This window comes from Gammaproteobacteria bacterium, from assembly GCA_040183005.1.
GTDB lineage: Bacteria > Pseudomonadota > Gammaproteobacteria.
This window is the reverse complement of sequence record JAMPIW010000002.1, coordinates 224,813-238,432: the sequence shown is the minus strand read 5'-3', so window position 1 is coordinate 238,432 and position 13,620 is coordinate 224,813. Positions and strand designations below refer to the sequence as shown.

At 52.3% G+C, this 13,620-nt stretch carries 12 protein-coding genes and 3 pseudogenes; 12 read left to right on the top strand and 3 right to left on the bottom strand.

Features of this window, described 5'->3' with window-relative positions; translation table 11 throughout:
- Positions 1-139: 139 nt before the first annotated feature.
- The 10 genes and pseudogenes from M3A44_02660 to M3A44_02615 all read left to right on the top strand — a co-directional run bounded on the left by M3A44_02660 (position 140) and on the right by M3A44_02615 (position 11,150).
- On the top strand, positions 140-934 hold the full coding sequence (locus tag M3A44_02660; GenBank protein MEQ6340562.1) for an undecaprenyl-diphosphate phosphatase: 795 nt from the start codon (positions 140-142) through the stop codon (positions 932-934).
- A gap of 6 nt (positions 935-940) precedes the next feature.
- Positions 941-1,558 (top strand): DedA family protein, encoded by a 618-nt coding sequence (locus M3A44_02655; protein ID MEQ6340561.1) that lies wholly within the window; start codon positions 941-943, stop codon positions 1,556-1,558.
- Positions 1,559-2,377: 819 nt separating this feature from the next.
- Positions 2,378-2,683 (top strand): annotated as a pseudogene (locus tag M3A44_02650) (HAMP domain-containing protein).
- Positions 2,684-2,827: 144 nt separating this feature from the next.
- Positions 2,828-3,775, top strand: a pseudogene (locus M3A44_02645) (methyl-accepting chemotaxis protein).
- Between the two features lie 27 nt (positions 3,776-3,802).
- On the top strand, positions 3,803-4,312 hold the full coding sequence (locus M3A44_02640; GenBank protein ID MEQ6340560.1) for a chemotaxis protein CheW: 510 nt from the start codon (positions 3,803-3,805) through the stop codon (positions 4,310-4,312).
- Positions 4,296-5,585, top strand: coding sequence for a hypothetical protein (locus M3A44_02635; protein ID MEQ6340559.1), 1,290 nt, complete (start codon positions 4,296-4,298; stop codon positions 5,583-5,585). The genes M3A44_02640 and M3A44_02635 overlap by 17 nt, the downstream gene beginning before the upstream one ends.
- 9 nt (positions 5,586-5,594) lie before the next feature.
- Complete coding sequence (locus tag M3A44_02630) at positions 5,595-6,287, top strand: chemotaxis protein CheW (GenBank protein MEQ6340558.1); 693 nt, start codon at positions 5,595-5,597, stop codon at positions 6,285-6,287.
- Positions 6,284-9,031 carry a hybrid sensor histidine kinase/response regulator gene (locus M3A44_02625; protein MEQ6340557.1) on the top strand — a complete coding sequence of 916 codons (2,748 nt, stop codon included), beginning with the start codon at positions 6,284-6,286 and terminating at the stop codon, positions 9,029-9,031. Before M3A44_02630 ends, M3A44_02625 begins: the two co-directional genes overlap by 4 nt.
- A complete protein-coding gene (locus M3A44_02620) occupies positions 9,028-10,089 on the top strand; it encodes a chemotaxis response regulator protein-glutamate methylesterase (protein MEQ6340556.1) in 1,062 nt (353 codons plus the stop codon). The genes M3A44_02625 and M3A44_02620 overlap by 4 nt, the downstream gene beginning before the upstream one ends.
- Positions 10,086-11,150 carry a diguanylate cyclase gene (locus M3A44_02615; protein MEQ6340555.1) on the top strand — a complete coding sequence of 355 codons (1,065 nt, stop codon included), beginning with the start codon at positions 10,086-10,088 and terminating at the stop codon, positions 11,148-11,150. The genes M3A44_02620 and M3A44_02615 overlap by 4 nt, the downstream gene beginning before the upstream one ends.
- 10 nt (positions 11,151-11,160) lie before the next feature.
- On the opposite strand, the gene M3A44_02610 is transcribed toward M3A44_02615, so the two are convergent.
- Positions 11,161-11,508 (bottom strand): hypothetical protein, encoded by a 348-nt coding sequence (locus tag M3A44_02610; GenBank protein ID MEQ6340554.1) that lies wholly within the window; start codon positions 11,506-11,508, stop codon positions 11,161-11,163.
- Between the two features lie 44 nt (positions 11,509-11,552).
- On the opposite strand from M3A44_02610, the gene M3A44_02605 reads away from it, so the two are divergent.
- Together M3A44_02605 and M3A44_02600 are read left to right on the top strand one after the other, a co-directional pair.
- Entirely contained in the window at positions 11,553-11,729 is a 177-nt protein-coding gene (locus M3A44_02605) for a DUF2924 domain-containing protein (GenBank protein MEQ6340553.1), read from the top strand.
- Positions 11,726-11,866, top strand: a pseudogene (locus M3A44_02600) (recombinase family protein). The gene M3A44_02605 and the pseudogene M3A44_02600 overlap by 4 nt, the downstream one beginning before the upstream one ends.
- Positions 11,867-12,129: 263 nt before the next feature.
- Here the strand turns inward: M3A44_02600 and M3A44_02595 are convergent.
- Together M3A44_02595 and M3A44_02590 are read right to left on the bottom strand one after the other, a co-directional pair.
- Complete coding sequence (locus M3A44_02595; GenBank protein MEQ6340552.1) at positions 12,130-13,179, bottom strand: DUF977 family protein; 1,050 nt, start codon at positions 13,177-13,179, stop codon at positions 12,130-12,132.
- Entirely contained in the window at positions 13,152-13,451 is a 300-nt protein-coding gene (locus tag M3A44_02590; protein MEQ6340551.1) for a hypothetical protein, read from the bottom strand. Before M3A44_02590 ends, M3A44_02595 begins: the two co-directional genes overlap by 28 nt.
- Between the last annotated feature and the right edge of the window lie 169 nt (positions 13,452-13,620).

Genomic DNA, 13,620 nt, shown 5'->3' with positions numbered 1-13,620 from the left:
TCATTTCTGGTAACCGCTCCAGTCACCGTTTTTAGGGTAAAATGGAGGACTTTGTTCGCCGGTTTTTCAGGTTGGATCTGGTTGCACACCTGAAGAAGAGAGTGCTGTACTTGTTTGTATAATGGGGTTGAGGGTATCCATGGATAGTGTACTGCTGCTAAAGGCGTTGATCCTTGGCATTATTGAAGGCTTGACCGAGTTTCTTCCGGTATCGTCAACAGGCCATCTAATTATTATGAATGACCTGCTCGATTTCACGGGGGAACGCGCCAAGACATTTGATATTTTTATCCAGCTCGGTGCGGTATTGGGTGTGGTGTGGTATTACCGGCACAAGGTGTTCAGTGTGCTGGGGGGGCTGAATAAGCCACCGGCGCAGCGCTTTGTTTTGAACCTGGCGATCGCATTTCTTCCGGCGGCGTGTGTGGGATTGTTATTTCATAAAGCCATTAAGGAATACTTGTTTAACCCGGTGAGTGTGGCTATGGCCCTGATTGTGGGTGGTGTCATTATTCTGCTGATTGAGCGTCGGCAGTTTCAGCCACGGGTGATGAGCGTCGATGATCTGCGTCCTATGGACGCGTTAAAGGTTGGTCTGGCGCAGATGTTGGCGCTCTTTCCGGGGGTGTCCCGCTCTGGATCAACTATAATGGGAGGGCTGCTGAGTGGCCTGTCGCGTACCGCTGCTACTGAGTTTTCATTTTTTCTTTCCATGCCTACCATGTTCGCGGCAACGCTCTATGAGTTATATAAAAGCCGGGAACTTTTGCATGCTGAGGATGGAGCAATTTTTGCCACGGGTTTCATCGCTGCTTTTCTGACGGCTCTGGTAGTGGTGAAGTTGTTTCTGGCTTATGTGGCGCGCCATGACTTCACGGTGTTTGCCTACTACCGCATTATTTTTGGTGCGATTGTTTTACTCTATTTTTGGTAAAGCCTTGTGATCGAAAAGATCATTACACTGCTTGCAGGTTTCATCATTGCCACCATTTCCCGCTTGGGTTATGGCGGTGTTGTACTGCTTATGGCAATCGAGAGTGCATGCATCCCTTTGCCCTCGGAAATCATCATGCCCTTTGCAGGCTATCTGGTATTTACAGGTGAAATGCAGTTATGGTTGGTGGCACTAGCGGGCGCGGTGGGTTGTGTGCTGGGTTCGCTGGTGGCATATTATGTTGGCGCATGGGGTGGACGGCCATTGGTGGAAAAATATGGCAAATATATTCTCGTGTCGCATCATGATCTGGCGCTGGCGGACCGCTGGTTTCAACGCTACGGTGATATCACTATCTTTGTAGGCCGCCTGCTGCCGGTGATTCGCACTTTTATCGCCTTTCCCGCCGGTATCAGCCGTATGGCAATGGGGCGTTTTGTTGTTTATACATTTGTAGGTTCCTATATCTGGTCCTGGGGATTGGCCTGGGTTGGCATGAAGCTCGGCCAAAACTGGAATACATTAGGTGTTTATTTCCATCGCTTCGATGCGATCATTGGCGTTATCCTGGTGATAGCTCTTGTCTGGTATGTGCGCCGCCACCTTAATCACCGCAAGCTTTGATTCTTTGTCTGTTTGTCATCCTGTAACTCCTTGATTCTCCGATCGTAAAAAGCGCGATAGTGTTTTGTGCGCGCAGGCTGCGTGCAGATGGCGCTTCTTTCCGTCCTTTCCTGACGAAACACTCCGTTAAAGTTTTGCAATTTCCTGCCGCTGATTAGCGGGGTAGGTTTTGCTTTGCTGCTTCGTTGCATTTCCGTTTGGGAAAAGGACACTCTATATATGTTATCTCTGATCAACCGCATTCCTGCGCTTAATCGTCTTTCTGTCCTGGCCAAGGTCAATGTGACCATCGCCATGATCTTTCTTCTGGTGGTAGGCTCGGTGACGCTTTATTCCGGCATTAGTGAAAAGGCGCGCATCCTGGATCTGGCCAAAAGTCACACCAAAGACATGACAACCTCTTACTTTGATGCCCTGAATACCCTGATGTTGACGGGCACAATGTCGCAACGCGATATCTTGCGCAAGAAAGTGTTAAGGCGGCAGGGCGTCATGGATGCGCGTGTTATTCGCGGCGAACCCGTTAATAATCAGTTTGGGCCGGGGCGTGCCGAGGAAAAGCCGGTTGATGAGCTGGATTTTAAGGCGCTGCGTGGTGAACAGATTGTTCAGGTGGATAGTCACAAGGAAGGGCGTGCGCTGACAGTGGTCACCCCCTTCCTGGCGACGGAAAATACCAATGATGTCAATTGCCTTGCCTGTCATAACGTGCCATCCGGCAGTGTGAATGGCGCGATACGAGTAACGTATTCACTGGCGGATATGGATGCTACGGTGGAGCGTGACTTGTGGATTGGTGCAGGCGCGAATCTGGTGTTAATGACGCTGGGATTGATACTGGCCAGTTTCTTGTTGCGCAGCTGGATTACCCGGCCCCTGGCGGGATTGATTGATGTTGTGACACGGCGGGCCAATGGCGATATCGGCGCTCGAGTTAGCGTCTCCAGCGCTGATGAAATAGGCCATCTGGGGCAGGCTTTCAATGCCATGGCTGACAAGATGGATATGGCAGATGCGCGCGAACGAGAAACCACCCAGGATCTGAGAAATAAAGTAAATATCCTTCTTGATGTGGTCAACAAGGCGGCAAAGGGTGATTTGACGGGGAAAATCACTTTTTCCGGTAACGACGCAATAGGCGAACTTGCAGCCGGATTACAGGGAATGATTGATAACCTTAGGTCATCAATCGAAGAAAAACGTGTGGCGATGGAGGATTTGAAGACTAAAGTGGATAGTATTTCCTCTGTGGTTTCTAAGGCCGCCGAAGGCGATTTGACAGGGAAAATTCAGGTACATGGTGAAGATGCCATTGGACACTTGGCTAGCGGTGTGCAACGTATGATGGATAACTTGAACGTTCTGGTAGCCCAGGTGCAGCGCTCAGGGATTCAGGTGACATCATCGAGTACGGAGATTGCGGCCACCGCCCGGCAGCAGGAGGCGACGATGACCGAGCAGGTCGCGACGGTGAATGAAATTGTGGCGACATCGACAGAGATTTCCGCGACCACGAAAGAGCTGACAAATACCATGGACGCAGTTTCCAGGGTGGCGGAAAGTACCGCCGAGTCTGCGGCTAACGGTCAGGATGCGCTGGTGAAGATGGAAGATACCATGCGCAAGATGGTCGAAGCATCGGCTTCCATTGCGGCCAAACTTGAAGTGCTCAGCGAAAAGGCCAGCAACATCAATACAGTGGTTACGACCATCTCCAAGGTGGCTGATCAGACAAATCTTCTTTCTCTGAATGCCGCCATTGAAGCGGAGAAAGCCGGTGAATATGGCCTTGGGTTCTCGGTTGTCGCAACAGAAATACGTCGCCTTGCCGATCAGACTGCGGTCGCCACATGGGATATCGAGCAAATGATCAAGGAGATGCAATCCGCGGTAAACGCGGGTGTGATGAGTGTCGATAAATTCTCCGATGAGGTTCGCCGCAGTGTTGAGGATGTGCGCCAGGTTGGTGGTCAATTAACGCATATTATTGATCAAGTGCAGGCGTTGACGCCGCGCTTTGAAATGGTCAATGACAGCATGCATCAGCAATCTCAGGGTGCCGACCAGATTAAGCAGGCGATTGTCCAATTGAGTGAATCTGCACAACAGACAGTGGAATCGTTACGTCAGTCGAATGTCGTCATAGATCGGCTAAATGACGCAGCTCATGGTTTACAAAATGGTGTTTCACGATTCAAGGTTCTGAGTGTCTCCTGAGTCTTTTGATAAACGGAACGGCTGAATATGATGCTGCTGCTTTTTGTGATTGGCAAGGATAGCTACGGGCTTGATGTGACTCAGGTCGTTGAGGTTATACCTTACGTTACGTTAAAGGAGATTCCACGTGCACCAGATTATGTGGCGGGTTTGCTCAACTACCGGGGAAGGAGCGTCCCAGTTGTTGATCTGACCGTATTGATGACAGGGAATATTTCACGTGCCTGGTTAAGTAGCCGGATTATTTTGGTGAATATTCAGGACGACAGAAAAAACCCCCATCTTCTCGCACTGTTGGCGGAAAGGATTGCAAGCACCATTAAGCTGCCGGAGTCAGCGTTTTCGCCGTCGGGGGTCGATACGAGCGACACGGGATTCCTTGGGGACGTTGCAGTTTATCAAGGGAATATTATTCAGCTCATTGATATAGAAAAATTATTGCCTGTACAGTTGCATAGGACGTTTTTCACCTCAGTGGACGAAACGGATAGCGCTGAAAATCATAGTGATGGATGCCTCAATGATAGCGGCGATTGAGGCCCTGCTTGAAAAGGCCATGGGCCTGGATAGCGCCTCCGTAGGCTCCGCTACTGTTATGAGAGCGGTGCGTAGGCGCATGGAGTCGTGCCAGGTGGAAAATGACGACGCATATCTTGCCTTGCTGCGGAGTTCCGCGAACGAATTACAGGAGCTGGTTGACGAGGTCACTGTTCCTGAAACATGGTTTTTTCGTGATCTTGAACCTTTTCGTTTACTTGCCGAGCATGTTTCTCAGGAATGGCTCCCCACGAATGATGGAAGGGTTCTGCGTGTCTTAAGTGTTCCCTGTTCAAGTGGTGAAGAGCCATATTCAATCGCAATGATATTGACTGACATCGGTCTGGAGCGAGGAAGCTTTCGCATTGATGCAGTGGATATTAGTACACGCATAGTGAGTCGGGCGAAGCGTGGTGTCTATGGGAGAAATTCATTTCGAGGAGATGAGGGTGATGCGTGTGACCGACATTTTAAAAAAGTTGACGATAGCTATGAGTTAAATGAAATTATTCGCAGCTCGGTCAATTTCAAGTGTGGTAATGTTCTTGACGATGAATTTCTGTTTGGTAGTGAGATGTACGATGTCATATTTTGCCGAAATCTCCTTATTTATTTTGACCGTCCAACCCAGAATAGAGCATTAAGAAAGTTGCACGGATTATTGACGTCAAGCGGATTGCTTTTTTTGGGTCATGCTGAAGGTGGTTGCGTTGATAATGCGTTATTCAAATATGTGCGCCGTAGCGGTGCATTTGCCTATATAAAAAATAATCAATCAACGGAATATGCTGCCGTCCCCCGAACCCCCCCCTTGCAAGTAAACGCGCGTGATATTTTAAATGGACGGATTCCATCATCTTCCCAGCGGATGCATCTCCCCAAACAAAAAAAAGTGGATATGTTTGAAAAAATCACGTCGATTGCGGTGCGGACTGAGGCTGACTTTATAGAGGAGGCAAAGCGGTATGCGGATCAGGGGGGGTTGGCATTGGCCGCCGCCCTGTGTGAGGATTGCCTAAGGAATTATTCCTGTTCGGCGCCTGCTTATTACCTTTTGGGCGTGATACGTGAGGCGGAAGGTAATTCTATTTTGGCGAATGAACTATTCCACAAGGCAGTTTACCTTGATCCAAGGCACTATCAGGCACTGATGCATCTTGCCATGCATGCCGAAAAACAAGGTGATATGAAGTCTGGGGAGGGTTATCGCTCCCGTGCCCAGAGAATCATTATGATGAATGATAAATGGATTCCAGGCTCTCATAAGAGTTAATAATAATTTATGGATAATAAAATCGATATCAATGATTGCTGGAACAAGATCGGTGTGTGGGGCCGTGAGGTTCCGCGATGCCCTGAGCTAGAAAGTGTTATTCATTGCGTTAACTGTAAGGTCTATTCCGAAGCAGGGCGAAAGTTGTTGGACCGCAATGCCTCTGTGGAATATATAAATGAGAGAACAGAGGAAGTTGCCAGGGAGTCGCGAAAAAAAAAGGAACGTAGCGCCTCGTCGGTGGTTGTCTTCAGAATAGGTGATGAGTGGCTTGGATTGCCGACCCATTTATTTAAAGAAGTGGTAGATTTCCGCAAGATACATAGTGTTCCACACCGTCGAGGAAAGGTCTTGCGTGGCTTGGTAAACATACGTGGTGAGCTTCAGTTGTGTGTTTCTCTTGGGCAATTGCTCGGCATTCGACGCGGGGATGTGCATGGCAATAATGTTGTCAATGGTGTCTATGAGCGGATGATGCTGATTGCAAAAGGTGATGCCCGTTATGTATTCCCGGTAGGTGAGGTGAGAGGTGTTCTGCGGTACACCCATCTGGAATTGTTAAGCCAGCCCGCTACAGCGATACATAATGCTACAAATTATTTGTGCGGCATGTTGCACTGGAAAGAAAAAGGCCAAGAGAGGCACATTGGTTGCCTGGATGAAAATCTACTGTTTCCCTCCCTTGAGCGGGGCATTTCATGATGGATCTTGGCAACTTTTCCATGATGGATCTGTTTCGTGTGGAGGCAGAACAACAGACGGCGGCGTTGATTGAAGGGTTGCTGTTTCTCGAAAAGACGCCTGTCGATCGGAATCACATTGAGCCATTAATGCGTGCGGCGCATTCCATCAAGGGGGCGGCTCGTCTTGTTGGTGTGCCGACGGTGGTCAGCATTTCACATCTGATGGAAGATGGCTTTGTGGCCGCGCAGCAGGGGAAAATTGTTTTAACCGCTGATCATGTCGATGTGCTTTTGAAAGCTGTTGATATGATCTCCCGTATTGCCGCGCTGAATGAAGCGGACGAGGTTTGGCTTGGCGAGCATCAGGGCGAGTTTGACGCTCTGCTTAATGCGCTGGATGGGGTGTTGAATTCGCCGCCTGCGGTGACGAGCGATAGCCATGAGATATTTTCTCCAGAAATAACATTTGTTGCCCACCCGGTTTCTGACGAAACTGCTGTGGTTGAAGGAGCCCATGGCGGTGGGCTGAGCGATTTTTCGATGTTGTCGTTGTTTCGCATGGAGGTTGAACAGCAGGCAGTAGTGTTGACGGAGGGGTTGTTGGCACTGGAGCAAGATCCCGCATCAGTAAAGCGTCTGGAACCACTAATGCGCTCGGCACATTCCGTTAAAGGTGCTGCGCGATTGGTAGGTGTGTCGGCGGCGGTGAAGGTCGCGCATCGCATGGAAGATGTTTTTGTAGCGGCTCAGGAAGGAAAGTTGATGCTAAATGCCGATCATGTTGATGCCCTCTTGAAGGGTGTAGACATGATCTCGCGTATTGCCACGCTGGATGGCCCGGCAGATGCGTGGGTTAGCCAGAATCAGGTGGAATACGATGCTCTGCTGGTGTCTTTAGATGCCATTCTTCAGGGTGAAAAATATCCCGTAAAGCTCGCGCAGGCGCCTATCGCTCAGCCTGCGGTGTCGCCGCCCCTTGTTCCTGTTCGAAAAGAACCGGAGGCTCCTGCAAAGGACAGGGCGCTACGTATCAGCTCTGAACAGTTGAATCGCTTGATGGGGTTGGCCGGCGAGTCAATGGTGGAGTCGCGTTGGGTGAGGCCTTATACGGAATCCATGTTAAGGCTAAAACGCGGCCAAGCCGAGCTGATTTCTTCGCTCGATGGTTTGCGGGATTTATTGGAAGCTGGGCGGCGTGATGATCAGGTGCAAGCGCAGTTGCGTGATGCACAGCGCAAGATTGCCAGTAGCCGTGAGTTTCTTGCGGAGCGTTTGGCTGAGTTGGAGGCATTCGATAATCGCTTGAATAATCTTTCCTGGCGTTTGCGCCGTGAGGTGATCGCCAGTCGCATGCGTCCCTTTGCAGACGGGATCCATGGTTTTTCACGCATGGTCCGTGATGTGGCGCGTTCACTGGGCAAGGACGTGCAGTTGGAGATCGCCGGGCAAGAAACCATGGTGGATAGAGAGATCCTGGAAAAAGTTGAAGCGCCTCTCAACCACTTGTTGCGCAATGCTGTTGATCATGGCGTTGAGATGCCCGATGAACGTATCAAGGCAGGTAAACCAGCCAAAGGTACTTTGTATCTGTCTGCCTATCATCAGTCGGGTATGTTGTCGATTGTACTGGATGATGATGGACGCGGCGTGGATCTTGATAAGCTCCGAAAAAAAGTGCTTGATCGTGGTTTGGTAAGCCCTGACATGGCGACTAACCTTAGCGAAGCGGAACTGCTCGAATTTTTGTTCTTGCCTGGATTTACAACAAGGGATGCTGTCAGTGAAATTTCCGGGCGTGGCGTGGGGCTGGATGTGGTGCATGACACTGTTCAGGAAATGCGTGGCACGGTAAGAGTTATTTCACATCCGGGCAAGGGTACGCGTTTTCATATGCAATTACCGTTGACCTTGTCGGTGATTCCGGCATTGCTGGTGGAGATTGCAGGCGAGCCGTATGCCTTTCCATTGGCCCGTATTGAGCGAATTTTTCGGCCTGAACAGAGTGAGATAGAGTCTATTGAGGGGCACCAATTCACAAGCATTGGTGGGCAACGCGTCGGTCTGGTATCAGCCGCTCAGATCCTGGGTGCAGAGGGCATTACGGAATCGCCGGATACTCTCTCCGTGGTGGTTTTGGCAGACCGTGATGAAAAATATGGCCTCGTGGTTGAGCGTTTTCTTGGTGAGCGTGATCTGGTGGTGCATGTGTTGCCGCCGCGTCTGGGTAAGGTGGCGGACATCAGCGCCGCCGCACTGATGGAAGATGGCTCGCCGGTACTCATTATTGATGTGGATGACATGCTGCATTCGATTAAAGTGGTGGCAAAAGAGGGGCGATTGATCCGCATCGGGGATGATGCGGGTGGCGTACCAAATCAGGTGCATGGCAAGCGCATTCTTGTAGTGGATGATTCCATCACGGTGCGTGAAGTGGAGCGCAATCTGCTGGAGTCGATTGGTTATGAGGTTGATGTTGCGGTGGATGGCGTGGATGGCTGGAGCACCGTGCGTGCTGGAGAATATAGTTTGGTGATTACCGATGTGGATATGCCGCGTATGGATGGCATCGAATTGGTGCGCATGATCAAGCAGGATGCAAATTTACGGCACACGCCAGTGATGATTGTGTCTTATAAAGACCGGGAGGAAGATCGCCGCCGCGGCTTGAATGCCGGCGCAGATTATTATTTGACAAAAGGCAGTTTTCACGACGACACCTTGCGGCAAGCGGTGCATGATTTGATTGGGGAGCCTGTACGATGAGAATTGCAATTGTTAATGACATGATCCTGGCTGTGGAAAGCTTGCGCCGCGGCGTGCTGGCGACTGGCGCACACCAGATAGCCTGGGTGGCATACGATGGTGCCGAGGCAGTGCAACGATGTGCTGTAGACAAGCCGGACCTGATTCTCATGGATTTGATGATGCCGGTGATGGACGGCGTGGAGGCAACACGGCGCATCATGGCGGCGACACCCTGCCCTATTCTGATCGTAACAGGCTCAGTGGATAGTCAGTCACCCCGTGTTTTTGAGGCGATGGGCGCGGGAGCCTTGGATGCAGTGAATACGCCAGTGCTCAGCATGCAGGGTGTCGTGTATGGCTGTGATACCTGCGAGACCTTCCAGTCAAAGATAATGACGATTGAAAAACTAACCCGTCGTGTTGTAGGTGCGCGTTGTATTCCATTTGAGCAGCAGGTGAATCCCGTGATTGGCGGCGGAGAGCGTTTACTGGTGATTGGATCAAGCACCGGTGGCCCACAGGCATTGGCCAATATCCTGTCACATCTGCCGGCGGATTATCCCGTGCCTATCATTATTGTCCAGCACGTCGATGCCCAGTTTGTCGAAGAGTTGAGCCGATGGCTGGATAAACAAACGCCGCTGCATGTGCGTTTGGCACGCGAGGGTGATCACCCGGTTGTAGGTACGGTATTGATAGCAGGTACTAACGACCATCTGGTGATGTATCCAAACCAGTCGCTTGGATACACTCCTCTGCCACGCGATCTAGTATATCGTCCCTCGGCAGATGTGTTCTTTTGCAGTGTCGCGGAAAACTGGCGCGGGGTAACGGTAGGTGTTTTGCTGACCGGCATGGGCAGGGATGGTGCGCAGGGGTTGCTGAAATTACGGAATAAAGGTTCTCATACCATTGCTCAGGATCAGGCCAGTTGTGCCGTATACGGTATGCCCAAGGCGGCGGCCGATCTGAATGCGGCAGTGGAGGTGATGTCTATCGAGCTTATCGCGCCTGCGCTTATTAAGCGTTTTCCAACATCTGCCGATACAAGGAAGAGAGGTGTATCGTCATTATGAATGAGACACATTACAAAGCAGTGGATAACATATCGACCGAATCAGCAGTGTTTGCTCGGGTATTGTTGATTGATGATCAAGCTATTGTGGGTGAGGCGCTACGGCGCATGGTGGAAAGCGAGCCGGATATCGCGTGGCATTATTGTGCGGATCCGACAAGGGCGATGAGCGCAGCCATTGAATTTCAGCCTACCGTCATCCTGCAGGATCTGGTAATGCCGGAAATTGATGGGCTGGTGCTGCTGCGGTTTTTTCGCGCCAATCCGGTAACCAAGACTACACCGATCATTGTCTTGTCGAGCAAAGAGGACCCCAAGACCAAGAGCGAGGCGTTCAAATTGGGGGCGACCGATTATTTGGTCAAATTTCCTGATCAGATTGAAGTGATAGCCAGGATTCGCGCACACACTCGCACCTATCTTGCCCAGCAGCAGCGCGACGAAGCTTACCGTGCGTTACGCAGTATGCAAATTGAGCTGGAAATGAAAAATGCCGAATTGCAGCGTCTCTCCAGCCTGGATGGCCTAACAGGCATCGGTAACCGGCGCCGTTTCGACGAATATCTTGAGCAGGAATGGCTGCGTGCCGCACGGGATGGCAATATCCTGTCTCTGATATTGATTGATATCGATCACTTCAAGGCCTACAACGATAATTACGGTCACCAGGGCGGTGACGAGTGTCTGCGCAAAGTGGCGCAGACACTTGATGCAACGCTAAAACGCGCCGGTGATGTGGTGGCGCGTTATGGGGGGGAGGAGTTTGCGGTAGTGCTACCCGATACCGATGCCGGTGGTGCGGCTTTGATTGCCGAGAAACTGCGTGCCAGCGTGGATGCGTTGGGCTTTGCTCATGCGCATTCCAAAACGACGGATCACGTTACCATCAGTTTGGGGGTGGCGGGCATCGTACCCAGAGATGGCGGAAACCCCGCAGACTTGGTGAAAATAGCTGACGAGGCACTTTATGAGGCGAAAGAGTCGGGCCGCAACAGATTCCGCATCGCCGCAGCCCCGGTTCCTGGCCCGGTGGAGCAGGCGTCGGCCAGTCAAGTGGCATAGTCCGGCTGTGTCATAAAGTGCTGAAGGGCGCATGGTTTTGCCTTGCGCTACATCCCCTGATCACTTTGTGACACAGTAGGAATAGCGGCCTGTCGGGATTAGATCGAACGCTTCTTCCAATGCACCCCCGTTTTTCGATGCGCTGCACCGTAGCCAGTAATTCGGGGGCGGTCACGTCGGCAATTGGTCGCCCGCTAATCCACGGGAAAATACCGCGCTCCAAACGCCGAATAATGCGGTTGCCGTGATGCTCTACCCAATTGGGGGCATTTTTCGCGTACCATTCCCACACCACCACTTCAAAGCTGTTCGCCGCTCGATCCTGTTTTGCTGCTTTTTGTGCCTTGCGGTTCACCATTCCCGTAACTTGCGGGCAGCGTCGCGCCGCCCTCTGGTGAATTCATGGGGCAGACGCACCGCGTGGTGGCCATGTCCGATGGGCAATTTGAATACAACGGCAAACCCTACAACAGCCTCACGCGAATCGCTAACGAAATCTCCGGTTCACGCTGGTCAGGCCCGGCGTTCTTCGGGCTACGCGATTCGCTGAAGAAGGATCGCAAGGAGGGACGTGCATGAGTGCCGATCCCGCCAGGAAGCGCCAACGCTGCGCCGTCTATACCCGTAAATCGACCGAGGAGGGGCTGGATCAGGACTACAACTCCATTGACGCCCAGCGCGATGCGGGGCATGCCTATATCGCCAGCCAGCGCGCCTGCGAAGCGGATTCAATCGAAACGGCCACCCAGACAGCCGTTCGGCTGCGGACAATCAAGCGGTTTTTCCTCTGGTTTGGTCGCCGGAAAGACTGTTCAACCTCATATGCTTTCCGGTGCGTATTCAGTTCCGAATACGGAATCGAACCCTAGTCCGAAACCAAGATCAGCGCAGGTTATACCAGACGCCTCGGCCGCTACCATGCTGGTTCAGCGTGCCACGTTCGACCAGTGCGCGGAAATGCTGCAGTCCGAAACCAAGATCAGCGCAGGTTATACCAGACGCCTCGGCCGCTACCATGCTGGTTCAGCGTGCCACGTTCGACCAGTGCGCGGAAATGCTGCTTGAGCGTGTTGCGACTGGCCCCGGTCAGCTTGATGGCCTCACCGATGGTGACGCGGCCATGCTCGCGTGCGAATTCGATAATCTGTAGCGATAGCTTGGGCATGGATGCCAACACGAGTTTTTCACGTTCGACCTTTTTCTCCAGACGCTGCACCTGCTCGGCCAGGGAGCGCAGAAAGAACATCAGCCATGGTTGCCAATTCGGTGCATCGGTGCGGATCGTGCCCTGCGTCTGCCGCAAGGCCAGGTAGTATGCTTCCTTGCTCTGTTCGATCACGCTCTCCAATGAGCTATACGGCACATAGGCGTATCCCGCCTGCATGAGCAGCAGCGTCGTCAGTACGCGACTCAGCCGACCATTGCCGTCCTGGAATGGATGGATTTCCAGAAACACCACGATGCACAGTGCGATAACCAGTAACGGATGCAGGCGGGCCGCTTCTCGTTCCTCGTTCACCCAAGCCACCAGTTCCGTCATCAGGCGGGGCGTGTCGAAAGGCGGCGCCGTCTGGAACACGATGCCAATCTGCGCGCCGTTCTCGTCGAAAGCGGCGACGCTGTTCGAGTTCGTTTTGTAGTTGCCGCGATGCCAGGTGTCTTTTTCACTATAGCGCAGCAGGATCTGATGCAACTGCTTGATGTGGTTCTCGGTGAACGGGATGTCCTGCCAGGAGCTGAACACCAAATCCATCAGATCGGCGTAGCTGGCCACCTCCTGTTCGTCGCGAGTGGCGAAGGACTTGATCTCGAGGTTCGACAGCAGTTGCTCCACTTCCCGGTCGGACAGCTTGCTGCCCTCGATGCGGGTGGAGGAGCCGATGCTCTCGATGGTGGCCACCCACCGCAGGGCCAACAGCCGGTCAGGCGCGAGCGTGCCCAAGGCGCGCCAGGCGCCTTTGAACTCGTCGATCCCGGCGATCAGGCTCAGGATCTCCGGGGTTATCTGGAGCGTGTCAGATCGGAGCATAAACCAATAATACACCCATTTACACCCATTATCGAGACATGCTCATTGCCGCGCTTGTCCTTGGTGGTGGCCACTTGATCCAGCGGGCCGTAGCTCATGTCTACCGTGCGGCCCAGGGCGTCCTGTTCGCGGGTGACGTTGAACTGGTCGTTGTTGAAGGTGGGGGTGATGGAGACAGCACCGGTGTTGATGGCTTTGGCGGGGTTAAAGACCACGTTGCCGTCGACGTAGCCGCCGGCGTAAGCCAGGGTGGTGGTCAGCAGTATTCCCAATATAATGGCTAACCGGCAGCGGTTGAACATAACGAACTTGATGTTGGCAGTGGTCAGGCAAGTTTAGCTTTCTAATGTGACAGGAACGTTGTCATATGTGCATGTCAGGCTTCGCCCTTTCAGCTGGCGGAGGCGGTCATGGCGTTGATGTTTTTGTGGGGAGTAGTGG